This is a genomic window from Devosia sp., from assembly GCF_040509215.1.
GTDB lineage: Bacteria > Pseudomonadota > Alphaproteobacteria > Rhizobiales > Devosiaceae > Devosia.
In genome coordinates this window covers 1-21,985 of record NZ_JBEVLL010000142.1, presented here as the reverse complement: position 1 = coordinate 21,985, position 21,985 = coordinate 1, and the positions used below count along the sequence as shown (strand labels likewise).

General features: G+C 60.9%; 20 protein-coding genes. 13 read left to right on the top strand and 7 right to left on the bottom strand.

Annotated features, from left to right (window positions below; genetic code table 11):
* Positions 1 to 137 precede the first annotated feature (137 nt).
* Positions 138 to 530, bottom strand: a complete 393-nt coding sequence (locus ABW043_RS07660; protein ID WP_353920628.1) for a hypothetical protein — start codon at positions 528 to 530, stop codon at positions 138 to 140.
* Between the two features lie 329 nt (positions 531 to 859).
* Between ABW043_RS07660 and ABW043_RS07655 the strand changes: the two genes are divergently transcribed.
* The 5 genes from ABW043_RS07655 to ku (ABW043_RS07635) all read left to right on the top strand — a co-directional run bounded on the left by ABW043_RS07655 (position 860) and on the right by ku (ABW043_RS07635) (position 7,677).
* Entirely contained in the window at positions 860 to 4,285 is a 3,426-nt protein-coding gene (locus ABW043_RS07655; protein WP_502908615.1) for a response regulator, read from the top strand.
* Positions 4,270 to 5,115 carry a CheR family methyltransferase gene (locus ABW043_RS07650; RefSeq protein ID WP_353920626.1) on the top strand — a complete coding sequence of 282 codons (846 nt, stop codon included), beginning with the start codon at positions 4,270 to 4,272 and terminating at the stop codon, positions 5,113 to 5,115. The genes ABW043_RS07655 and ABW043_RS07650 overlap by 16 nt, the downstream gene beginning before the upstream one ends.
* Positions 5,112 to 5,684, top strand: a complete 573-nt coding sequence (locus ABW043_RS07645) for a chemotaxis protein CheB (RefSeq protein WP_353920625.1) — start codon at positions 5,112 to 5,114, stop codon at positions 5,682 to 5,684. Before ABW043_RS07650 ends, ABW043_RS07645 begins: the two co-directional genes overlap by 4 nt.
* A 1-nt stretch (position 5,685) precedes the next feature.
* On the top strand, positions 5,686 to 6,741 hold the full coding sequence (locus ABW043_RS07640; protein ID WP_353920624.1) for a response regulator: 1,056 nt from the start codon (positions 5,686 to 5,688) through the stop codon (positions 6,739 to 6,741).
* Positions 6,742 to 6,807: 66 nt separating this feature from the next.
* Positions 6,808 to 7,677: a non-homologous end joining protein Ku gene (gene ku, locus ABW043_RS07635; RefSeq protein ID WP_353920623.1), complete on the top strand. Its 870-nt coding sequence runs from the start codon at positions 6,808 to 6,810 to the stop codon at positions 7,675 to 7,677.
* Here ku (ABW043_RS07635) and ku (ABW043_RS07630) read toward each other — a convergent pair.
* From ku (ABW043_RS07630) to ABW043_RS07620, 3 genes are read right to left on the bottom strand one after another with little or no spacing between them, the layout of a single operon-like run.
* On the bottom strand, positions 7,674 to 8,501 hold the full coding sequence (gene ku / locus ABW043_RS07630; RefSeq protein ID WP_353920622.1) for a non-homologous end joining protein Ku: 828 nt from the start codon (positions 8,499 to 8,501) through the stop codon (positions 7,674 to 7,676). The two genes, ku (ABW043_RS07635) and ku (ABW043_RS07630), sit on opposite strands and share 4 nt — an antisense overlap.
* A gap of 59 nt (positions 8,502 to 8,560) precedes the next feature.
* Positions 8,561 to 9,331, bottom strand: coding sequence for an exodeoxyribonuclease III (xth, locus tag ABW043_RS07625; protein ID WP_353920621.1), 771 nt, complete (start codon positions 9,329 to 9,331; stop codon positions 8,561 to 8,563).
* 10 nt (positions 9,332 to 9,341) lie between these two features.
* Positions 9,342 to 9,650 (bottom strand): hypothetical protein, encoded by a 309-nt coding sequence (locus ABW043_RS07620; RefSeq protein ID WP_353920620.1) that lies wholly within the window; start codon positions 9,648 to 9,650, stop codon positions 9,342 to 9,344.
* A gap of 86 nt (positions 9,651 to 9,736) precedes the next feature.
* Between ABW043_RS07620 and ABW043_RS07615 the strand changes: the two genes are divergently transcribed.
* Positions 9,737 to 10,087 (top strand): response regulator, encoded by a 351-nt coding sequence (locus tag ABW043_RS07615; RefSeq protein ID WP_353920619.1) that lies wholly within the window; start codon positions 9,737 to 9,739, stop codon positions 10,085 to 10,087.
* 96 nt (positions 10,088 to 10,183) lie between these two features.
* A complete protein-coding gene (locus ABW043_RS07610; RefSeq protein ID WP_353920618.1) occupies positions 10,184 to 10,933 on the top strand; it encodes an exonuclease domain-containing protein in 750 nt (249 codons plus the stop codon).
* A gap of 20 nt (positions 10,934 to 10,953) precedes the next feature.
* Here the strand turns inward: ABW043_RS07610 and ABW043_RS07605 are convergent, their stop codons facing one another.
* From ABW043_RS07605 to ABW043_RS07595, 3 genes are all read right to left on the bottom strand, one after another.
* A complete protein-coding gene (locus ABW043_RS07605) occupies positions 10,954 to 11,169 on the bottom strand; it encodes a hypothetical protein (protein ID WP_353920617.1) in 216 nt (71 codons plus the stop codon).
* Between the two features lie 285 nt (positions 11,170 to 11,454).
* The gene (locus tag ABW043_RS07600; protein WP_353920616.1) at positions 11,455 to 12,735 is read right to left on the bottom strand and encodes an NAD(P)/FAD-dependent oxidoreductase; all 1,281 of its coding nucleotides are present in this window, start codon (positions 12,733 to 12,735) and stop codon (positions 11,455 to 11,457) included.
* Complete coding sequence (locus ABW043_RS07595) at positions 12,723 to 13,658, bottom strand: polysaccharide biosynthesis protein (protein WP_353920615.1); 936 nt, start codon at positions 13,656 to 13,658, stop codon at positions 12,723 to 12,725. The genes ABW043_RS07600 and ABW043_RS07595 overlap by 13 nt, the downstream gene beginning before the upstream one ends.
* A 436-nt stretch (positions 13,659 to 14,094) precedes the next feature.
* On the opposite strand from ABW043_RS07595, the gene ABW043_RS07590 reads away from it, so the two are divergent.
* From ABW043_RS07590 to ABW043_RS07565, 6 genes are all read left to right on the top strand, one after another.
* The gene (locus ABW043_RS07590; RefSeq protein ID WP_353920614.1) at positions 14,095 to 15,387 is read left to right on the top strand and encodes a sensor domain-containing phosphodiesterase; all 1,293 of its coding nucleotides are present in this window, start codon (positions 14,095 to 14,097) and stop codon (positions 15,385 to 15,387) included.
* Positions 15,388 to 15,537: 150 nt separating this feature from the next.
* Positions 15,538 to 17,160, top strand: coding sequence for a copper resistance CopC/CopD family protein (locus tag ABW043_RS07585; protein ID WP_353920613.1), 1,623 nt, complete (start codon positions 15,538 to 15,540; stop codon positions 17,158 to 17,160).
* Between the two features lie 161 nt (positions 17,161 to 17,321).
* A complete protein-coding gene (locus ABW043_RS07580) occupies positions 17,322 to 18,323 on the top strand; it encodes a LacI family DNA-binding transcriptional regulator (RefSeq protein ID WP_353920638.1) in 1,002 nt (333 codons plus the stop codon).
* 149 nt (positions 18,324 to 18,472) lie between these two features.
* Positions 18,473 to 19,348, top strand: a complete 876-nt coding sequence (locus ABW043_RS07575; protein WP_353920612.1) for an ABC transporter permease — start codon at positions 18,473 to 18,475, stop codon at positions 19,346 to 19,348.
* A complete protein-coding gene (locus ABW043_RS07570; protein ID WP_353920611.1) occupies positions 19,348 to 20,247 on the top strand; it encodes a carbohydrate ABC transporter permease in 900 nt (299 codons plus the stop codon). The genes ABW043_RS07575 and ABW043_RS07570 overlap by 1 nt, the downstream gene beginning before the upstream one ends.
* A 215-nt stretch (positions 20,248 to 20,462) precedes the next feature.
* A complete protein-coding gene (locus ABW043_RS07565; RefSeq protein WP_353920610.1) occupies positions 20,463 to 21,896 on the top strand; it encodes an extracellular solute-binding protein in 1,434 nt (477 codons plus the stop codon).
* Positions 21,897 to 21,985 lie beyond the last annotated feature (89 nt).

Here is a 21,985-nt window from a genome sequence, read left to right as displayed (position 1 = left end):
ATTGAGTGTGAACGAAGAGTCCGGCCAAGGGTTTCACGCGAAGTAGAAAACAAACGAAACCTGTAGGTCACGCTGCGCTTTTGCCCTTGGGCACGATCATTTGCGGATCGCGACTTGGTGCCGGATGGTTGGCCGCCCTACTTGCGGTTATAGGCCAGGGTTTGGCAGAGGAGACCCGCGCGGCACCCTTCGATTTCGATCGCATCGGGGCTGACCTGCCTGATCGTGGCATCAGCGCTGAGGTCGCCAGCCTCGATGGTGCCCTTCCAGACATTGGGTTCCGTCTGCTGAGCCTGCATCACCATCGACCCCACGAAAGCGAGATTCTCCTCGGTGGCGGAATCCCCTTCGAGCACATCGAGCGTTCCGCAGAGGTCGGTTCCCGATCCGCAGAGAGAGAACGTGAAAGTGGTACCGTACTCGTCCGCAAACGTGCCGCTGGGGTCGAAAGCAGCATCCTGGGCTGCGGCGGGAAGCGGCATTCCGCCCATGAGGACAGCCACGGTCGCGAGTGCTTTAAGTGCATGCATCGGTTTTCTCCCATCAGATCGATTTGGGTTGGCAGAGAATTCGTTCTGGCAGGGAGCAACGCTCCAAACCGAGCATGGTTCGGTCAACTGTGGGATGTGACGGGTGCAGATACGCTCGGCTCGTCACCACGGCATACAGCGACGGCCAAATCGTGCGATAGGATGGTGTCTTCCAGGGGTGGTTCGGAAAATCAACCTCATCGCTAGATCGAAGCTGCCAATTGAATTGAACGTCGCCAGCTGCGCGGCGGCTTGATCATAGGGCACGCTGTCGGCATACCTTTCGCGCCGGCTGCGCCGTTACCCTTTTGCCAACAAAGAGAAAAACGATGAATGGCAGTGCTACCCGTGACGTTTCTAGAACATCGCTTGGAATCGATCCCGGAGTGGCCATGGGGCTTTTGGGAGCGATCATCTTCTTTGTTGCCAGCGCCCTCGTAGCCTTTTCGAATTTCCAGGCACTGCTTGAAGGCAACCAGCGGATTGTGCAGACGCACGTCGTCATCGTGGCGCTCGATCAACTGTTGTCCCAAGTGCAGGACGCTGAAACGGGGCAACGCGGCTTCCTCCTGACCAACAACGATTCCTATCTCGGCCCCTATGAGTCGGCGCTGAAGGCGACTGAACCCAAGCTCGATCAGATTGAAGCCCTCACGCAGCAGACCGCTGCGCAGGAAGACAGGCTGCGGCTGTTACGCCAGCATGTTGCGGCCAAGCTTGCTGAATTGAGCAGCACGATTGAACTGAGCAGGACCGCTGGCATCGAAGCAGCGCTCGCGGTCGTCAATTCCGATCGCGGCAAGATCGAAATGGACGCTATTCGTGCGCAGATCGGCGCGATGGCCGATGAAGAGGGGCGCGTGCGGGCCCAAAGGCTCGCCGAGATGGAAGCGGCACAGCAAAGGGCGCTGTTGAGCACGCTGCTTTCCGGCGCTTTAGGAATTCTGCTCACCGCGGCAATCGGCTTCATGCTGCGACGCGCTACCCTGGCGCGCCGGCGCGACCAATGGCTACAGTCGGGTCAGGTCGGTTTGGCGACTTCGACCATGGGCGACCAACCGATCGACCAGTTGGGCAATGCCATCCTCGACTATCTGGCGCGCTACGTCGGAGCCGTCGCCGGCGCAATTTATGTCATCGACGGGGACCGCTACCGCAAGACATCTGCCTATGGGATACCGGAGGGCGCTTCCGTGCCGGCCCAGTTCAGGCTGCGGGAAGGTCTCCTCGGCCAGTCGGCCGCCGAACAGCGCCCGATCGTCATCGGCGAGGTTCCTGATGGCTACATCGCGTTCGGATCGGCCCTCGGCTCTTACACGCCCAAATATCTGGCGATCATTCCCGGCGTTGTCGATGGCGAAGTCAATTCCGTTATCGAACTTGGCTTCGTGCATCCTATCGATGAAAAGGCCGTAGCGCTTCTCGAGCGCGCTTCGGAAGGTATCGCGATTGCCGTTCGGTCGGCGAAATATCGCGGCGAGCTGCAGGACCTGCTCGAAGAAACCCAGCGCCAGTCCGAAGAACTGCAGACCCAGAGCGAGGAGCTTCGGGTCAACAACGAGGAACTCGAAGAGCAGAGCCGGGCGCTCAAGGAATCCCAGGCGCGCCTCGAGCAACAGCAGGTCGAGCTCGAACAGACCAACTCTCAGCTCGAAGAACAGGCGCAGCAGCTTGAGACCCAGCGCGACGATCTCGAACGCTCGAACGCTTCCGTGGTGCTCAAAGCCAGGGAATTGGAGCAGGCCAGCCAGTACAAGTCGGACTTCCTGGCCAATATGTCCCACGAGCTGCGGACACCGCTGAACTCGTCGCTTATCCTTGCCAAGCTGCTCGGGGACAATCCGCAGGACAACCTGACGGACGAGCAGGTCAAATACGCCAGGACGATCGAGGCATCCGGCAACGATCTCTTGAACCTGATCAACGACATCCTCGACCTCTCCAAGATCGAAGCCGGACACGTCGAGATCCATCCCGAGACGGTCAGGGTGGAACGCCTCGCCCAGGGGCTGCGCCAGCTCTTCCAACCTTTGGCGTCAGACAAGAAGCTGGAATTCCGCATCGACATTGCGCCCGAGTGCCCGCCGACGATAGAGACGGACCCTCGACGTCTCGAGCAGGTACTGAAGAACCTTCTCTCCAATGCGATAAAATTCACCGAGAGGGGCGCGGTGACACTGACCGTCACGCCACTGCCCACGGGAGAAATCTCCTTTGCCGTAACCGATACGGGCATCGGCATCGCTCCCGAGCAGCAGCGCAGCGTCTTCGAGGCGTTCCATCAGGCCGACAGCACGATTAGCCGGAGGTATGGGGGTACCGGCCTCGGCTTGTCGATTTCGCGCCAGCTGGTACGCCTCCTGGGCGGCACGATGGAGCTTCACAGCGAAGTCGGCAAAGGCAGCACCTTCACCACCGTCATTCACGAGAAATATGACCCGGGCAACGTCCTGCCGCGTGACACCGTGCCGGCGTTCGAGGCGCCGTCTCCAGCACTACCGGCACCAACACCCGCGCGGACCGTCACCCGCAAGGTCGAAGACGACCGCGACACTCTCGTGGGAGGCAATCGGGTGCTCCTCGTGATCGAGGATGACGACACTTTTGCCGGCATTATGCGGGATCTGTCGCGCCAGACCGGCTTCCAGACGCTTGTGGCCGGCACCGCCGAAGAGGCCCTGGCTTTGGCGCAGGAATTCCTGCCCAATGCCATTGTTCTCGACGTGGGCCTGCCCGACCAGTCCGGCCTCGCCGTTCTTGATCGCCTGAAGCGCAACGTCAGAACGCGTCACATTCCCATTCACGTCGTGTCGGCCGCCGACCATGCGGACACGGCCTATTCGCTGGGTGCGGTTGGCTACGCCATCAAGCCGGTCAGCCGAGACCAGTTGGTAGGCGTGCTGCAAAAGCTCGAGGAACGCCTCGCTCAAAGTGTCCGCCGCGTTTTGATCGTCGAGGACGATGCGGTCCAGCGGGACGCCATCGTCAAGCTGCTGGAATCCCGCGCCGTCGAGACGGTGACTGCGAGTACGGCGGCGCAATGTCTGGAAGTGCTCAAGCAACAGACGTTCGATTGCGTGGTGCTCGACCTGACCCTGCCGGACGCATCGGGCCATTCGCTTCTCGAAACGCTGAGCCAGGGCACGACCTATGCCTTCCCGCCGGTCATCGTCTATACGGCCCGCGAGCTGTCTCCCAACGAGGAGCAAAGGCTGCGTCAGTACTCGAAATCAATCATCATCAAGGGTGCCAAGTCGCCCGAACGCCTGCTCGATGAAGTGAGCCTGTTCCTTCACCAGGTTGTTTCCGATCTGCCCGACGAGCACCAGAAGATGATCCGAAAGGCGCGCAACCGTGACGCACTGCTCGAAGGGCGCAGGATCCTCGTCGTGGAGGACGACGTTCGCAACGTCTATGCCCTGACCAACATCCTCGAGCCCCGCGGTGCGGCCGTTCAGATCGCGCGCAATGGGCAGGAGGCTCTGGATCAACTCGCCAAGGCCGCCGAAACGCCCGAGACTGCCATCGACCTCGTCCTTATGGACGTGATGATGCCGGTGATGGATGGGCTCGCCGCCACCCGCGAAATCAGAAAAAATCCGGCCTGGAAGAAGCTGCCGATCATCACACTGACGGCGAAAGCAATGCCCGACGATCAGCAGCGCTGCATCGATGCGGGGGCAAACGACTATATGGCCAAGCCGCTCGACGTTGAAAAACTGCTCTCGCTGGTGCGCGTATGGATGCCCAAGTGACAGAAGTACCCGACAAGGTCGAGGACATAGAGATACGTCTCCTCCTGGAGGCGCTGTTTCTCAGATATCACTATGATTTCCGAAACTACGCGATGGCCTCGATAAAGCGGCGCCTGCGGCAGGCCCGGGAGCAATTGGGGTTTTCGACATTCTCGGCAATGCAGGAAAGTGTCCTGCGTGACCCGGACATGCTTCCCCAGCTTCTCCGCTTCATGACCGTCCAGGTCAGCGAGATGTTTCGCGATCCCAGCTATTTCCGCGCGCTGCGCGAGCGCGTGGTGCCGCATCTGAAGACCTATCCGTCCCTCAGGGTCTGGGTTGCCGGTTGCAGCACCGGGGAAGAGCTCTATTCGCTGGTCATCCTGTTTCGCGAAGAGGGGCTCGAAGATCGAACCCTGTTCTACGCCACCGATATCAACCACGATGCGCTCGAAACGGCGCAGGCCGGCATATACGCGCTCGATCGCATCCCGCTATTCACCCAGAACCACCGCCTGTCAGGCGGGAAATCCTCGCTGTCGGACTTCTATCAGGCTGCCTATGGTCGAGCTTCGCTCGACAAGACGCTGAGAAAAAATGTCCTCTTCTCGGACCACAGCCTCGTCACCGATTCGGTTTTTGCCGAGATGCATCTGGTCTCGTGCCGCAACGTCCTCATCTATTTCGACAAGACACTTCAGGACCGGGCACTGGAGCTTTTTGAGCAATCCCTGGCCCGCCGCGGCTTTCTGGGCCTGGGGTCCAAGGAGACGCTTCGCTTCTCGAGCAATGCCTCCTCATTCACCGATTTTGTACGTGAGGAAAAGATCTACCAGCGGAGCAGCGAATGATCGCTCCCGGCCCACAGGCCATCGTCATCGGTGCCTCCGCCGGCGCAGTCGAGGCGCTTGGTACGATCCTTCCGTCGATACCGAAGGGCTTTCGTCTGCCGCTCGTCGTCGTCGTCCATATTCCGCCAGACAAGCATAGCGTCATGGCGGAGTTGTTTGCGGCCAAGTGCCAGGTCGAGGTGGTCGAGGCGGAAGACAAGATGCCTATCGAGCCCGGTGTCATCTACTTCGCACCGCCGGACTATCATCTGCTGGTCGAAGCCGATAAGACGCTCTCGCTCACTGGAGACGAGCCAGTCCTTTACTCCCGCCCCTCGATCGACGTGCTGTTCGAGAGTGCCGCCGACGCCTTCGGTCCGCATCTCATCGGGCTGATTTTGACGGGGGCCAATCAAGACGGGGCGAATGGACTTGCCGCCATTGTCAACGCCGGAGGAACCGCCATCGTCCAGGACCCGCAAACTGCCTTTGCTGCAGCAATGCCAGAGGCCGCGATCAAGGCGTGTCCGCAAGCGCGCGTGCTGGCCCTGCCTGAGGTCGTGAATTTTCTGCGAGAGTTGGAGACCTAGTATGGAGCCCGTTCCGTTTCTCCTGGTCGATGACCTCGAAGAAAACCTGCTCTCGCTCGACGCATTGCTGCGCCAGGATGATTTGCTGCTTCTCAAGGCCAGGTCGGGTGACGAGGCGCTGGAGCTATTGCTCGAACATGATGTCGCCTTGGCGCTGATCGACGTGCAGATGCCGGGTCTCGATGGCTTCGAGCTGGCTGAACTCATGCGAGGCAACGAGCGGACCCGGCGCATTCCGATCATTTTCGTGACCGCTGGCGCCGCCGATACGCAGCGCCGGTTCCGCGGCTATGAAGCAGGGGCCGTCGACTTTATCCAGAAGCCCATCGAACCGGGCGTCTTGCGCAGCAAGGTCGCGGTGTTCTTCGAGCTCTATCGGCAGCGCCAACTGCTTACCGCGCAACGCGATGAACTGGCGGCGCAGGCCGAGGCTCTTAAAGAAGCCGCCCGCCACAAAGACGTCATGCTGCGCGAGATCAATCATCGCATCAAGAACCTCTTCAGTCTGACTGGCGGACTTATCTCGCTCAGCGTCAGGCAGGCCAAAAGCCTTCCGGAACTGGATGCCGACCTTCGCGCGCGCCTGCACGCGCTCGCAATCGCCCACGAGTTGACCCTGCCCGATCCGGCAACGGACAGTCAGGGGGAAACCGCGACGTCAGTGATGTCCCTCCTCCGCGCTTTGATCGCCCCACACCAGCATGCACAGGCATCGCACATCGAAATCACGGGTGTGGACGCCCCGCTCAAGGGAAGCGCGCTGACTTCGCTTGCCCTGCTGCTTTATGAGCTGATCACGAATGCGGTCAAATACGGCGCCCTTTCAACTTCGGAGGGGCATCTCTCCATCGATCTGACGATCATCGAGGATCAGCTTCACCTCAAGTGGGTGGAGCGCGGTGCGCCCTGTCGAGAGCAGGGGAGTGAGCGGGAAGGCTTCGGATCGACGCTGGAAAAGGCCGCGCTTCGCGGCCTCAATGGACAGCTCTCGAAAGAGTGGCTTCCGGGTGGATTGAGCCTTCACCTCGAAATTCCGCTATCGAGCTTCGGCGGCTGAGTCTTGCAGCTTGGAACGCCCCGGTAGGCAGGCACGTTCTCCGCCTGCAAGCTCGGAGTATTCGCAATGGCTGCTCGTGCCGTCTGGTCAGGTGTAATCAAGATCGCGGAGCTGGTTTGTCCGGTCAAACTCTACACCGCCGCGACCACGTCCGAGCGCATCTCGCTGCACATGATAAACCGCAAGACCGGGAACCGGTTGAAGCGCGTTTATGTCGACGACAAGACCGAAAAGCCCGTCGACAAAGAGGATCAGGTCAAAGGATATGAGGCTCATGAGGGATCATATGTGATCCTCGAGCCCGAAGAGATTGCGGCGGCTGTTCCCGACAGCGACAAGGTTTTGAAGGTCGAACACTTCATCACCTGCAGCCAGATCGAAACCACCTATTTCGACAAGCCATACTATTTGTTGCCGGCCAATGATGTGGGCGAGGAAGCTTTCGTGCTGATCAGGGAGGCACTGCGGCAGAAGAAGGCTGCGGCCATTGCCTACACCGTGCTTTTCCGTCGCCTACGGCCCGTCCTGATCCGTGCGCACCGCAAGGGGCTCATCGCGACAACGCTCAATTTCGACTACGAAGTTCGTTCGTCCAAACAGGCATTCAAGGGCATTCCCAAGCTCAAGATCGCCGACGAGATGCTCGAACTTGCCCAGCACATCCTCAAAACCAAAGCCGGTACGTTCGATCCGAGCAAGTTCGAAGATCGATATGAGGATGCTCTCGCCGAGCTGGTGAAAGCAAAAATCGAGGGTCGCAAGATCATCCCGTTCAAGCGTCCGGAAACCACCAAGGCCAATGATCTGCTTGAAGCGCTGCGCATGAGCGCCGGTGGCACCTCGCCGACGCCGACAAAGTCCGGAACGCGAAAGGCTGCCACGTCAAAGAAGTCCAAAGACGGGACCACTTCAGCCACGCGGCGCAAGGCGAGCTAGCGGGATTGCTTCTTGGGAGCGCCTTCGGGCTTTCCCTCAAGGCTCTTTTTGAGCGCGGCCATAAGATCGACGACATTGTTAGGCCGCTCGATCTCCTCGTCCTCTTCAACCACCTTGGGCTTGGTCTTCTTCTTTGATGGCTGCTTTTGCTTGATGATGTCGAGCAGGCGCTCCTGAACCGGATCTTCCACCATATCGTCCGACCACGTCGTCGTCCGGCTTTCGATCAGTTGCTCCACCATGGCGAGCATTTTCTTGTCGACAGGCTTGTCGTCGACTTCCTTCCAGTACTCGTCCTCATCGCGGACCTCATCCCCGAAGCGCAGGGTCCAGAGCAAAATGCCCTCGTCCCAGGGTTGGAGCATGACAGCGCGCTCCCGGCCGTTGATGACGAGCCTTGCAATGCCGACCACATTGGCATTCGCCATGGCCTGACGGATCACGATGAAGGCCTCCTCGCCAACCTCATCGGCAGGAGTCACGAAATACGGGCTGTCAAAATAGGTCCACTCGACGGAGTCTGCCGGGGCGAACTCGTCGATGTCGATCGTCCTTGCGCTTTCCAGTTTGACCGCGTCGAGCTCATCATCCTCCATGAGGACATATTCTTCTTCGGCCTTCTGATAGCCTTTGGCCTGCTGGTCTTTGTCGACGACCTTTTCCGACACGGAGTCGATATAGCGTGTGGTGATCCGGTGATTGGTCTTCCGGTTGATCGTGTGGAACTTGACCTTGTCGCCCTCGGTGGTCACCGGGGACAGGATCACGGGACAATTGACGAGCGAAAGCTTGAGATAGCCCTTCCAATATGGTCGCACTGCCATTTCCGCCTCCGGCTCTTTGCGTTGGAAACGCGCGGAGCGATCAGCTGTTCCCGGCGCGGTTATTCGAGGACGATCCAGGTGGGAGCATGATCACTCGACTTTTCCCAGCCGCGAACATGGCGATCGACGCCGGCCGCCTTCAGGCGCTTGGCGACGGAGGGGGCCAGCAGCAGGTGATCGATGCGCAACCCGGCGTCGCGGCCATAGGCGTTTCGGAAATAGTCCCAGAAGGTATAAATGCGCTCTTCGGGATGGAGGGCGCGTAACGCATCGGTCCAGCCCTGTTTGATCGTCTGCCGGTAGGCCTCGCGCACCTCGGGGCGGAAGAGCGCGTCATCTGCCCATCGTTCGGGCTTATAGACATCGAGGTCGGTGGGCATGACGTTGTAGTCGCCCGCCAGAACCACCGGCAGGTTGCTGTCCAGCATATCCTGGGCGTGCCGGCGGAGACGGTCGAACCATTTCAGTTTGTAGTCGAACTTGGGACCGGGCGCCGGATTGCCATTGGGCATGTAGAGGCAGCCGATGATGATACCCGCCACCGCCGCTTCGATATATCGGCTATGGAGATCATCGGGGTCGCCGGGGAGGCCGCGGCGCGTTTCTATCGGCGTCGTTCCGCGCGCCAGAATGGCCACGCCATTCCAGCTCTTCTGACCACGCCAGATGGCCCCATAACCCGCCGCCTCTATCGCGTTTACGGGAAAGCGCTCATCGGGCGACTTGAGCTCCTGGAGGCAAACGATGTCCGGCTTCGACTCGTCGAGCCAACGCAAAAGTACCGGAAGCCGGCCGTTTACGCCATTGACGTTGTAAGTGGCGATCTTCATCGGCAGCGGCCTAGAACTGGTCGTTGTCCCGGCCTTTCGTCTCTCCAACCAGGCGCGCGAGTTCGGCGAACGAGGGCGAGCCGGTTCCGTCGCTCCTGTTGTTGGCGATCCGCAGCAGCCGAATGGGGAAGGCGATGGCGTCTCGATTGGCCGGAGAAAGGTCCTCGACCACGCGATCATCGCCAAGAACGGTCTGTTCCGATCGCGCCAGGGTTTTGTCGATCTCCCCGGCGCTGACGATCCCCTTGGCGACCAGCATCTGGTTCAATCCGGCGACGGCCATGAGAAGACCTTCGATCTGCAGGTTGGCGGTGTTCATGTCTGTCCTCCTCTTTGCCGACAGGAACGAGTGACGACCAATACCGTTGCCACGGTTAGGCTTCTCGCATTCGGGATGAAACAGACATGCGCAGTTCGCGAATACTGATCGTCGAAGACAATGCGGAGCAGGCGCGAACGCTCAAGGAGGCGCTCGAAAGCCTGGGGCATACAGTGCTTGGGCCCGCACCGGATTGTTCCTCGGCGCTGGAACTCATCTGGCGGGACAAACCCGATCTCGCTTTCGTCGACACCCATCTCGGCTCGGACACCTGCGAGGCCGTGTTGGAAGAGTGTGACCAGCAGGCGGTGCCGGTCGTCGTGACCACGCAGGAGACAGACGAGCTTCCACTTTTCTGCGGGTCGCGTGACCGGCTGATCGGACCGCCGATGCTCTCCGTGCTTACCGGAATTTTGGGGCCGAGGGGCGAACAGTAGCGCTAGCTCAGCCGGACGTCCGATTCGCCATGCTGCCTGTTTATGACGTCTCCATGTGCATCAATGGACCGGATCTGACCTCGACGAGGGCCGCAAATGACTTTCACCCGGATACGCGTCATCGATCTCGAGACAGCGGGTAATGGGCCTTCCGACGTGTGCGAGATCGGATGGCAGGACGTGACGCAGACAGATGGCCGGACTTGGTCGCTCTCCGAAGACAGAGGTGCGCTCTATGTAAATCCGGGAAAACCTATTTCGCCTGAGACAATGGCGGTACACCACATCATCGACGACTATGTTGCCGGCGCGCCCTTCTGGAAATCGATCGCGCCGGAAGTGCTTCAGCCAAAAGGCGGGGTGGCCGCCCTGGCAGCCCATCGCGCCGCCTTCGAGCAGCGCTATTGCTCACCGAGACTGGCCGGTGGCGTTCCGTGGATCTGCACCTGGAAATGCGCGCTCCGGCTTTGGCCGCATCTGCGAAGTTTTTCAAACCAGATGCTGCGGTATCAGCGCATGCCTGAGGGCCTGGAGCACGAATTGGGCCTGCCCGCCCACCGCGCCCTGCCCGACGCCTATGTGACGGCTCACCACCTCCGAGACATGCTGAACGCTGCGCCGCTCGATCAGCTCCTGTTGTGGAGCCACGAGCCGGGCCTCTTGCCCAGAATACCGACCGGTTTGGACCGCGGCAAAAGCTGGAAGGATATTGGCGAAGACGCGCTGGTTGAATATGCGCGAGAGCGCGACGTCGACGTCCGCTTCAGTGCAAACATGGAGTTGCAACGCCGAGGCGGCGTGGTCTCAACCGATCCGGCTCCTCCAGCCCAAGGTCGCCTTCTCTAGCTTTGAAATCATCGTCTGCGCTATTCCCAAAGGGGTCGATAGAGCCTGACCATGTTTGTCTGCCCCTCCGCGTCGGTCCAATAGACCCGGCAAAAGAGACGGCTACGGTTCTGGCCGCCTCTTACGCCTTTTTCACCCAATGCCAGCAGCACGGCCTCTTCGGGCGAGCGAGCGTTGACGAGATGCTCGGGTTCGACAAGGCCTGAGCGCAAATCTATGACGCGAAACTGTGCCAAGGCCATTCCCTCCAAACGGGAAGCTTTATCAGGGCCCAGCGATCCCTCTCATTAACTTTGCAAATCGTAAGTTCGATAGTGCCCGAAACATCCCGACACTTACCCATGCCAATCAGGTCGGTGTGCCCGCCCGGACGCCCTGGTCAGTTGTCAGTTTCTGGAGGGGGAACACACGGCCATAGCGTGACGAACTGAATTAGAGCGCAGCCGATATCGCTTGTTCGGCGCTCATGACAGCGCATCGGAAAAACGGGGGCGCCCTAAGGCATGGCGCCCCGCAATTGCCTACCTGAAGCGACCCGAGAGGTTCACCACTGACTCCGGACGCTCGGCGACAGGTGCCCGCGAGGCGCGACTACCCGTGACAGCGCCCAGTGCGGCGCCCCAGACATTCTGGGAGAGATGCGACAGCACCGACAGGGCGCCGCGATGGGACGGCATGAACCAGGCGAAGAACAGCACACGGATCACCCATGCGAGGCGGCCAGTAAACTGCAGCCCCCACAGCTCGGTAATGCCGCGCTGACCAGCGAGACCGGCCGCCTGTCCAAGGCCGCGGAAGTTGAAGCCCCTGACCGATTGCCCCTTGATGGTTCGGGCAATATTGCGGCCGACGCAATCGCCCTGCTTCATGGCGAAAAGGGCGTTGGTCGGACAGGGTTCGCCGGTGGTCGGATGCGGCACGGCGGCGATGTCGCCGGCAACCCAGATATTGTGACTGCCGCGGACGCGCAGGTCTTCGTCGGCAATGATCTGGCCCGAGGCATTGCGCGGGAGGGATTCAGTGCCAGGCAGCACCCTAAAGCTCACGCCGGCCGCCACGACCGACAGATCGGACGCGACGCTCTGGCCGTTCGAGAGAGCGACATGGTCGGTCTCGATCTGGGTGACGCGCACGCCCTCATGGAGCTGGACGCCCTGGTCGAGGAGCTGGCGCGTGGCCGTCTCGGCGATATGAGTGAAGTCGGGGCGTAGCGAGGGCAGAAGCTTGTCGCTCGAAGAGACGAGGTGGACATTGACCTTGCCCGAACCGGCGCGACCATAACGGGCGGCAAGAGCCGAAGCTGTCTCGACACCGGCAAGTCCGCCACCGACGACCACCACATTGCGCGTCGTCTGCGCGGCGGCATCCCGGCTTTCAAGCTCGCCGACGAGCTTCTGCATGTCGCGCGAATTCTTCACGCACCAGCCGTTTTCGGCAAGCCCGGGAATACGATCGAAGGGATCGACGGACCCGGCCGCAATCACCAGATGCTCGAACTTGATTTCCCGCGGGGCACCCTCGCCCTGAACGGTCAGCGTCCGGCCCGACAGATCGGCTGAGACCACTTCGCCCTGCACGAAGCTGTTGCCCAGGATCGGCGCGATCGGGGTCAATGTGCTGCCCACAGCCAGGTCGCCCGACAGCACTTCGCCGGTCCAGCCGTGATAGGTGTGGTGCCCGTCGCGCGAGACCAGCGTCAGTTCGACCTCGCCGCGTGCGACCTGGGAGCCAAGGCGCGAACGCAGGACGGAGAAGGCGTGCAGGCCGGCATAGCCGCCGCCGAGGATGACTATGCGGCGCATATAACCTGCTCCTCTGTGGGTGCGACAAAGGTCCGGGACGGCGCATCCTCGATCAGCCTGCCAAACGAGCGGAACGGGGCAAGATGGAAGCCGAGGTGCTCGTGCTCTTTTGCGAGCTTGAGGATGTGCTCTGCCTGATCGAGCTGAGCGTCACCCATGCAGAAGTGCCCCTGGTGACCGGAGAGGGCCAACAACATGGTTTCGGCGAGGCACGCATAGGCCAGCTTGGGCGCGAGCGCGATGGAGCCACGCAGATCAAAGCCCGGGATTTCAACGAGCCCGCCATCCACGATCAGAACGTCGGGACGCTCGGTCAGCAGGCGTTCATCGGTATTGCGCGGCACAGTGTCGTCGAGAACGATGGCACCACGCTTGAGGTGTTCGCTGCGCAAGAGGGCATCGGGCGACGATGTCAGCAGAACAACCAGATCGGCCTTGGCGACATCGGCCATATCAACGCTGACGGTGGCCTCGACGCCATCGCGGCGAACGTCCGCAGCCAGCGTCTCAAGACGCTTTTCGTTACGCGCAACAAGGAGGAGCCGGCCCGGATGCTGGCGAGCATAGAGCCGGGTCAGGCACGACCCGACGCTGCCCGTTGCGCCGACAATGGCAATCAGCGGATCCTGACCGAGCGACCCCATCAGCTTTTCGATGGCCTGCAGCGTCATGGCGGCGGTAAAGGCGTTGCCGTTGGTGACCCCGATGTCCTGGCGCTTGGCGAAGGCCTTGCCGCCAACAGAGGCCGGCGCGGTCAGCGCGCCCAGACCCACAACAGAAGCGCCAAGATCACGCGCCTTGTCGATTGCTGCGGAAATGCGACCCTGCACCTGCGAACGCGGCAGTGTAAGCAACTGCGTGGGCGTAAGAGGAACAGTAATGATCCTGCCAACGACTTTCCCGGGCAGATCGACACGAGACATCTTGCCCGTAACCATCGGCGGGACCGGAAGATGCTTCAGCGCATTACGCCAAATGACTTCGGGAATTAATGAGAAGGGCTTGCCGAACAGTATCCCCATATCTGCACGCAGCGTATTTCTCGGGTGCACCAAGAACGCAAACTCAGACTGCATAACAACCCCGCCATGGTTGCGCCGCTACTGGCGACGCCGCAGAAAGGGTTTTAGCACAATTTTAAGAAAAGTTTAACGAACTGTTAGGAGACTTTAAGACTTAGTTAACGCGACCCATCCAAATGCTCGAAAACATGGCAACACACGTTTAAGCCTTTGCCTTTATGATGCTATTTTGGAGTATCTCCGTAGCGCCTAGCGTCAGGCCTTTTGCGAATGGCAGGTTCCTGCCTCTCGCCTGAAAATTCTGGGCCTTGCAGTGGGTGGGAAGCAGGGGTTGGTCATGAGTGCAATCGAGCCAGACGTTTTCGACCTCAAAGGTCTATCGTCCGCTTTGGACGACAAGGCGGAATATTCGCTGAGGCGTGCCCTCGAGGCCGTCCGTGTGCATCTTGGCATGCAGGTGGCTTACGTCTCCGAGTTCGTCGGAGATCGAACCTATTTTCGCGAAGTCGATGCGCCAGGCCTCGAACATGTGGTCAAGCCCGGCGACTCCATGCCGCTCGACTACGTTTATTGCAGGCACATCCTTGAGGGTCGCCTGCCCGAACTGATGCCGGATGTGCTCGACGTGCCATTCGCCGCCAGCATGCCCTTTACCACCGACATGGGCATTCGCGCTCATATGAGCGTGCCCATCAAGCTTCAGGATGGCACGACCCACGGCATGTTCTGCTGCATCAGCACCGAGCCGCAGCCATCGCTCAATATGCGCGATCTCAAGATGATGCGCGCCGTCGCCGAACTGACGGCGGTTCTGATCGGCCGTGAGATCGACGCGACGACCGAGCACCGGACCAATCTCGAACGGATACAGCGAGTCCTTGCCAGCGACGAACTCTCGATCGTCGTGCAGCCCATCTATCGGATTGCAGATCATCGCCTGGTTGGCTTCGAATGCCTCTCGCGCTTTGCCAGCCCCGAACGCTGGACGCCGGACATCTGGTTCAACATGGCCGCATCCGTCGGCCTCGGCATAGAACTCGAAATGATGGCCGTTCAGAAGGGTCTTGCACTGCTTGATCTCTTCCCCAAGGACATTTACCTGACCTTCAACGTCTCGCCCGAGACGATTATTTCCGGCGCCGTGGCGGAAGCCATTGCCGGCAAGGACGGGCGTCGCGTCGTCGTTGAAATCACCGAACACGCCAGCGTTTCGGACTACGAGGCCCTTGGCCGTGCCCTCAACGAAATTCGCGTCAACGGTGTGCGTCTCGCGGTGGACGATGCGGGCGCCGGCTATGCAAGCCTTCGTCACATCCTGGCGCTGCAGCCCGATATCATCAAACTCGATATCAGCCTGACCCGGAACATCCAGGACGATCTGGCGCGCCACGCGCTGGCCGCGGCCCTCGTACATTTTGGTCGCGAGACCAAGAGCCAGATCCTGGCGGAGGGCGTGGAGTCGGCCGTCGAATTCGAGGCTCTGCGCAAGCTCGGCGTCGAGACGGCGCAGGGATATTTCATCGGCCGGCCAATGCCATGCGCCGAAGCGTGCCTGCTGATCGCGCAGCAACAGATTGCTGCCCGGCCGCGTCCCAAGCTGGCTACACCTGGCATAAAAGCCGCCATGTAACGCAGCACGATCGACGGGCGGGAGAACTCGCCCGTCCGGGCCTTGCTGCGCGACAATTTCTCAGCTTCGATCTTAGCTTGCAGCGCGTCGCGATCGAACGCCATGTGGGCTAACACGCCTACGCAGTGCCCTTGCTTGTGAAAGAGCGCTATGACGAAGGCGCTTTCCGTCCAGTTGGAGTTGGCCTTGCGTAGCCTTGCCGCCTTGGTTGTCGCGCTCGTGACGATCGTTTTCACGCTGCCCGCCCTCGCCCATGCGAGCCTTCTCAGCGCGCAGCCTGCGGATGGGTCCGTACTCGCCGAAGCACCAACCGAGCTCGTCCTGACCTTCAACGAACCGGTCAGCCCGCTGGCCGTTCTACTCGTCGGTCTAGATGGCGCCAGTAGTCCGCTCGACACGGTGTCGGCGATTGGGAACGCTCTCAGGATCGCACTACCTCCCGATCAGGCGGCCGGAACGCACGTGATCAGTTGGCGGGCGATTTCTGCCGACGGCCACCCGATAGCCGGCACGACGAGTTTTTCCCTCGGAGCCGCAAGCGCTGAACCTGCCGCGGCCGGCGTGGTGCCGCTCCATACCGAAGTGACGGCGCTTCTTTGGGTCACCCGGATCATTTTATATGTCGGCATTTTCTTCGGGGCCGGCGGCGCGGCGTTTCGCGTGCTTTCCCCGGTTATTCCCGAACCGGCCCGGCGGTTGAGCAGGGTCAGCGCGGTTGCTGGTATGGGAGCAGCGCTGCTGATCATCGGCCTTCAGGGTCTCGACATTCTGGGGCTCGGCATCGGCGATATGCTGCAAGGTAACGTCTGGACCGTTGGCGTCGTGTCCGTCTATGGGCAGACGAGCGTGGTGGCATTGGGCGCCCTCGTCGCCGCGCTTGTGGCCCTCGGGGTCAAGAGTGACGGCTTTGGCAAGAGCATGGGCATTGTCGCCATTGTTCTTGTTGGTCTCGCCGTTACCCTCAGTGGGCATGCGAGCGCCGCCCAGCCGCAATGGCTGATGAAACCGGCGCTGTTCTTCCATGTGGTTGCCATCGCCTGGTGGGTGGGGGCGCTCTATCCGTTGATCCTGCTGCTACGCGCCGATCGCCGCTTGGCGACACCGGCGCTCCTCAATTTCTCCCGCGCGATTCCCTTCGCCGTTGCGCCGCTGGTCGTGTCTGGCCTCGTGCTGGCCGTGGTGCAGTTGGGCATGCCGGGCCCGGCCTGGCTAACGGGCTATGGTGCCATCCTTGCTGCCAAACTCGTCGCGCTCGCGGCGCTTTTCGCAATAGCCAGCTGGAACCGTTGGGCGCTGACAACGCCGGCCGCCGCGGGCGATGCCGGCGCTATTCGCCGAATGCGCCGGGCTATCATGGGCGAGATCTTTCTCATTCTCATCATTGTTTGCCTCGTTTCCGGGTGGCGCTTTACGCCGCCGCCACGCGCGCTGGCCCTTGAACAGCCGGCGACGATGGAACTGAGCCTTGCCGAGGGAGATCTCGTTGCGGCAATCCGGATGGTGCCGGCAAGGGTTGGGCCCGTTGATTTCACTATCGGTTTTTCGACGGCAAACGGCGCGGTCGTGTCCCCCAAGGCGGTGCGGGTCTCGTTGACACCGACCGGCTCGGACCTTGCCCCAACGACGCGTTCTGCCGAGGACGATGGCGCCGGCCACTGGAGCGCGGCCGACGTGCCGTTGCTGCTGCCTGGAGCATGGACTCTGGAAGTGGAGGTCCGTGTCAGCGATTTCGAACTGGTCCGGTTGAACGGCGAGATAAGCGTCACGCCTTGAGCCACACGCTAACGAAGGGCCAGCGCAAGCCGCATTTGGTGGCGGTGTGGTTGGGGGATAGTTGACATCTGGCTAACGCGTGGTAACGTTCCCACGAAGGTCATGACAAATTGACCGCGGAGGATCTGCCGTTGCGCAAGCGCCGGCCTACTATCATCGATGTGGCCGAACGAGCCGGGGTGTCGAAAAGCACCGCGGCGCGCGCCTTGGCGGGGGCGGAAAGCATTCTCGATGAGACGCGTGAGCGGGTGCTCGCGGCCGCCAAGGCGGTTGGCTATGAGCGCAATCACCTGGCGGTGGGCATGCGATCCGGTCGCTCGGGCATGCTGGGCCTGGTTATTCCCGATATCACCAACCCCTTCTGGGCCGATGTGGCGCGTGGCGCGCAGGATCGCGCGGCCGAAGCGGATGTTTCCCTGCTGGTATTTTCCTCGGACTGGGACCCGGCCAAGGAAGAGAGCCATTTGCGGGCCCTGCGCCGGGCGCGGGTCGATGGGGCCATCGTCAATCCGGTCTCCGATGCGCTCGATGATCTCGACAAGTTTGGCCTGCCCTTCGTGCTGATTGGCTCGAGCGCCGAGCGCTTTGCCGATGTGTCGAGCGTCGGTTCGGACATTACCCAGGCGGTTGAGCTGGGGCTCGATCATCTTGTGTCCAAGGGACATCACGCGCCGAACCTGATCGTCGGCCCGAAATCGCGCCTGGCGCGGACGCGGTTCCTCAATGCCGTGCAGCGGCACAGCATCGAGCGGAATGTCGACCCCGCGCAGCTCGTGATCGAGGATGGCGAATATACGCTCGAAGGCGGGCGTCTCGCCATGTTGCGGCTGCTCGACCGCGCCTATGTCGGGCACATTTGTGTCTTTGCGGCCAATGACATGATGGCCATCGGCGCCATGATGGCGGTGCGCGAGCGCGGGCTCCGCTGTCCCGAGGATGTGTCGATCCTCGGGTTCGACGGCATTCCCTCGGGGGCCTTTACCTTTCCGGGGCTCACCACCATTGCCAAGCCCGGCCGGGATATCGGCGCGCGGGCGGTGGAGAGCCTTTTCGACGAAATCGAAGGACGGCCGGAACACGGCCGCGTCTATATGCCTTGCCGGCTGATCGATCGGGCCTCGCTCGCCGATCTGTCGCGCGAACCCCGCAAACTGGCGGGGTAGGGAGGATCTGACTAATGGCAGAACCAAGTGCTGGCCGCGTTGCTGTAACCAACAATGGGAACGTTCCCAAATCTGGTGCGATTGCGGATAACGAGGGGCGAGAGTTCGCTAACAGACTGTTACCATCTGGGGTAACCTTCAGGGCGCAAGTGCGACAGTGGTGGCCCTATTACGCCATGATGGCGCCGGGGCTGATCTTCTTCATCATCTGGCACTACGTCCCCATCTGGGAAGCCAAGATGGCTTTCGAGCAGGTCCGTATCATCCCGCCCAATATCTGGGTCGGGCTGAAGAACTTTCAGCTCCTGTTCTCGTCGCCGATCTTTTATCAGGTGCTCGCCAATACGCTGATCATCTCGGGGATGAAGATCCTCTTCGTCTTCCCCGTGCCGATCATCGTGGCGCTGCTGCTCAATGAAATCCGCAGCGGCAAGCTGCGCGGCACGCTGCAGTCGGCGATCTACCTGCCGCACTTTTTGAGCTGGGTCGTGATCTCGGGCGTGTTCATCGCCCTGCTCTCCCCCACCGATGGCGCGGTCAACCAGATCCAGACGGCGCTCGGCTTTCAGCCCGTCAGCTACATGACCAATACGGGCACTATCCGCTGGGTGCTGGTGATCTCGGAAATCTGGCGCTCGGCCGGTTGGGACAGCCTGCTCTATCTCGCCGCCATCTTCGCCATCGACCCGCAGCTTTATGAAGCGGCCGAAATGGATGGGGCCAATCGCTGGCAGAAAATCTGGCACGTCACCATCCCCGGCATCGTGCCGACCATCGCGACGCTCTTCATTCTCAATATGGGCATGTTCCTCAGCGCCGACCTCAACCAGGTCATCAACATGCAGAACGACGTCAACGCCTCGACCATCGATATTCTCGACACCTATGTCTACCGACTGGGGCTTTCGACGGGCGAATATGCCATGGCGACCGCTGCCGGCCTCTTCAAGGCGGTGATCGGCATGATCCTCGTCGTCACGTCGCACCTCGTCAGCAAGCGGCTGACCGGCAAGGGAGTGTGGTGATGTCCAACCAGGTGCGCCGCAGCCCGCTTGAGCGGGTCGAATATGTGCTCATCGTCTCAACCTTGCTGCTGCTAGTGGTGTTTACACTGCAGCCGCTGTTGAACCTGCTTGCCCTGTCGTTCACCGATCCGAGCAAGGTGGCCGGGTTCTCGGGGCTCTCCATCATTCCCGATGGGTTCTCGCTCGATGTGTGGACGCTGCTTTTGCAGCACCCCAATGTGCAGCGCGGGCTGTTCAACTCGGTCTGGATGACGACAACCAGCGTTATCATCGGCGTGATGGGGACGGCGCTGATGGCCTGGGGCCTGTCGCGGCCCGGCCTGCCGGGGCGTCGGCTGATCTTCTTGATGGTGCTCGTCACCATCGTCTTCGAGCCGGGCATAATTCCGGACTACTTCCTGATGAAGCGGATGGGTCTGCTCAATTCGCCCTGGTCGGTGATCCTCTACAAGGCGGTCAGCGCCTGGTACCTGATCATCCTCGTGCGCTTCTTCGAGGAGATTCCGAAGGAACTGCTGGAAGCCGCCGAGCTTGATGGCGCCAATCCGTTTCAGACCTTCTTCCTGGTCGTGCTGCCACTGGCCAAGCCGGCGCTTGCCACCATCGCGCTCTTCTACTTCGTGCTGCACTGGAACGAGTTTTTCCGCTCGATGATCTACCTCAACGACCAGACCAAATGGCCGCTGCAGGTGGTGCTGCGGCAGTTCGTGATCGAGGGCGACAAGATCGCCATCGTCGGGGCGAACAATGCCAACAACAATATCGGGCTGGCGCAGATCAACATCCGTGCGCTGAAGGCCGGGATGATCTTCATCACCATCCTGCCGATCCTGGCGATCTACCCGCTCATCCTCAAATATTTCACCAAGGGCACCATGTCGGGGGCACTGAAGGGATGACGCTTGGTTCGATCGACATTCTCGATGGTCGTCAGCGCCCGGCTTGTCCGGGTGGTCCATGGGATGCCTCGGCATCGCTGGATTGCCCGGACAAGCCGGGCAATGACGACGGGGGAGAGGGTCGAGAAGGAGGGCCGCTGGCAGGAGGCCACCGAGCCAAAAATCCAAAAATTCCGCGCAAGCGGTGTGACTAAAAACAACGGAGGAGACTACCAATGACACTGAAGAAACTGCTCCTGGCGACGACGGCCGTTGCCATGCTGGCCGGCATTGCCGCGCCGGCCATGGCCCAGACGACGCTGCGCCTTGTCAGCAAGGACCTGCTTTCGACCAATCCGGATGACGTGAAGGAAATCGAAGCCATCGAAGCCGCGCTCAAGGCGCAGGGCGTGGATGTCGATATCCAGACCATCGACCTGCCCGGCGGTACGTCGGCCTATGTCGAAGCGCTGGGGATCATGCTGCTTTCGGGCGATATTCCCGACATCATCTACTTCCAGGGCGGCGACCAGAAGATGGCCGACCAGGGCATTCTCGAAGACCTGACGGCCCATATCGAGGGTTCGGAGCACGTGAAGGCCGCGCTGTGGCCGCATAATGTCGACCGCCTCGCGAACTACCCGTACCTGCTCTACATCTACCCGCCGCGCGCGCCGCAGCCGGTGATCCGCCAGGATTGGCTCGAAAAGCTCGGGCTCGAAGCGCCGAAGACGGTGGAAGAATATGAGGCCCTGTTCCAGGCCATTCATGACGCCGACCTCGATGGTGACGGCACAGCCGGCAATACGCTGGGCCTGACCGGCTTTGGCAATACGGGGGAACTGGACTCCATCTTCAACCAGGCGTTTGGCGTGACCGGCACATGGATGAAGAATGCCGATGGTCAGTGGGTCAATTCGCGCGTCACCGATGCCGAAAAGGCAAAGATCGAGTTCTATGCGCGGCTCGCGGAAAAGGGCCTCTTCGACAAGGAATATGTCACCAACACGTTCGACGTGAAGGAAGACAAGTTCTACACCGGCAAGGCCGGCGTGGTGTTTGGCTCTTCGCCCGAAGTGATCGACATCTATGCGGGCAAGATGCGCCAGGCGCATCCGGGCGAGGACATTTCCCTCACCCTCTTGCCTATCCCCTCAGGCCCAGGCGGCCAGGGTCTAGCAGCGGTCGACGTTTCCAAGGAATCGCGCGGCTGGGCCATTTCCTCGCTCTCCGAGCACAAGGAAGAAGCGTTCAAGGTGCTCGATTTCATGGCCTCCAAGGAAGGTCAGGACATCGACCGCATGGGCTTTGAAGGCACGCAATATACCAAGGACGCGAGCGGCGCGGTGACCTTCACCGACCAAATCTCGACCTGGTATGCGCGCTTCTTCAACGCTGCCAACTGGACCCCGCCGACCCCGCTGCTGTCGCCCACCGCGCAGGAAGCACTCGATACGATCAAGGCGAACTTCGTGGCTGACAATGCCTTTGTCTGGCCGGCCGAATACGCCGCCGATGTCGATGCGACCGAGCAGGTCTATCGCTCGTGGGTCGCCAAGTTTGTCACTGGCGAAGCCGGGATTGACCAGTGGGATGCCTTTGTCGCCGAGTACAATGCTGCCGGCGGCGAGCGCATGGCCGAGCACGCCCGGACTGTGTTGGGCGAGTAACCGAAACACGCTCCCTCCCCACCGGGGAGGGAGTGCACTTCGCGTCTTCAACCACCGTGTCATTCCCGCGAAAGCGGGAACCCCTGTTT

Coding starts and splice junctions, on each gene's coding strand:
- ABW043_RS07570 (WP_353920611.1), top strand. CDS start 19,348: ATGTCCAACCAGGTGCGCCGCAGCCCGCTTGAGCGGGTCGAATATGTG.
- xth (WP_353920621.1), bottom strand. CDS start 9,331: ATGAAGATCGCCACTTACAACGTCAATGGCGTAAACGGCCGGCTTCCG.
- ABW043_RS07640 (WP_353920624.1), top strand. CDS start 5,686: ATGGAGCCCGTTCCGTTTCTCCTGGTCGATGACCTCGAAGAAAACCTG.
- ABW043_RS07610 (WP_353920618.1), top strand. CDS start 10,184: ATGACTTTCACCCGGATACGCGTCATCGATCTCGAGACAGCGGGTAAT.
- ABW043_RS07650 (WP_353920626.1), top strand. CDS start 4,270: ATGGATGCCCAAGTGACAGAAGTACCCGACAAGGTCGAGGACATAGAG.
- ku (WP_353920622.1), bottom strand. CDS start 8,501: ATGGCAGTGCGACCATATTGGAAGGGCTATCTCAAGCTTTCGCTCGTC.
- ABW043_RS07595 (WP_353920615.1), bottom strand. CDS start 13,658: ATGTCTCGTGTCGATCTGCCCGGGAAAGTCGTTGGCAGGATCATTACT.
- ABW043_RS07620 (WP_353920620.1), bottom strand. CDS start 9,650: ATGAACACCGCCAACCTGCAGATCGAAGGTCTTCTCATGGCCGTCGCC.
- ABW043_RS07660 (WP_353920628.1), bottom strand. CDS start 530: ATGCATGCACTTAAAGCACTCGCGACCGTGGCTGTCCTCATGGGCGGA.
- ABW043_RS07600 (WP_353920616.1), bottom strand. CDS start 12,735: ATGCGCCGCATAGTCATCCTCGGCGGCGGCTATGCCGGCCTGCACGCC.
- ABW043_RS07590 (WP_353920614.1), top strand. CDS start 14,095: ATGAGTGCAATCGAGCCAGACGTTTTCGACCTCAAAGGTCTATCGTCC.
- ABW043_RS07655 (WP_502908615.1), top strand. CDS start 860: ATGAATGGCAGTGCTACCCGTGACGTTTCTAGAACATCGCTTGGAATC.
- ABW043_RS07645 (WP_353920625.1), top strand. CDS start 5,112: ATGATCGCTCCCGGCCCACAGGCCATCGTCATCGGTGCCTCCGCCGGC.
- ABW043_RS07615 (WP_353920619.1), top strand. CDS start 9,737: ATGCGCAGTTCGCGAATACTGATCGTCGAAGACAATGCGGAGCAGGCG.
- ku (WP_353920623.1), top strand. CDS start 6,808: ATGGCTGCTCGTGCCGTCTGGTCAGGTGTAATCAAGATCGCGGAGCTG.
- ABW043_RS07565 (WP_353920610.1), top strand. CDS start 20,463: ATGACACTGAAGAAACTGCTCCTGGCGACGACGGCCGTTGCCATGCTG.
- ABW043_RS07585 (WP_353920613.1), top strand. CDS start 15,538: ATGACGAAGGCGCTTTCCGTCCAGTTGGAGTTGGCCTTGCGTAGCCTT.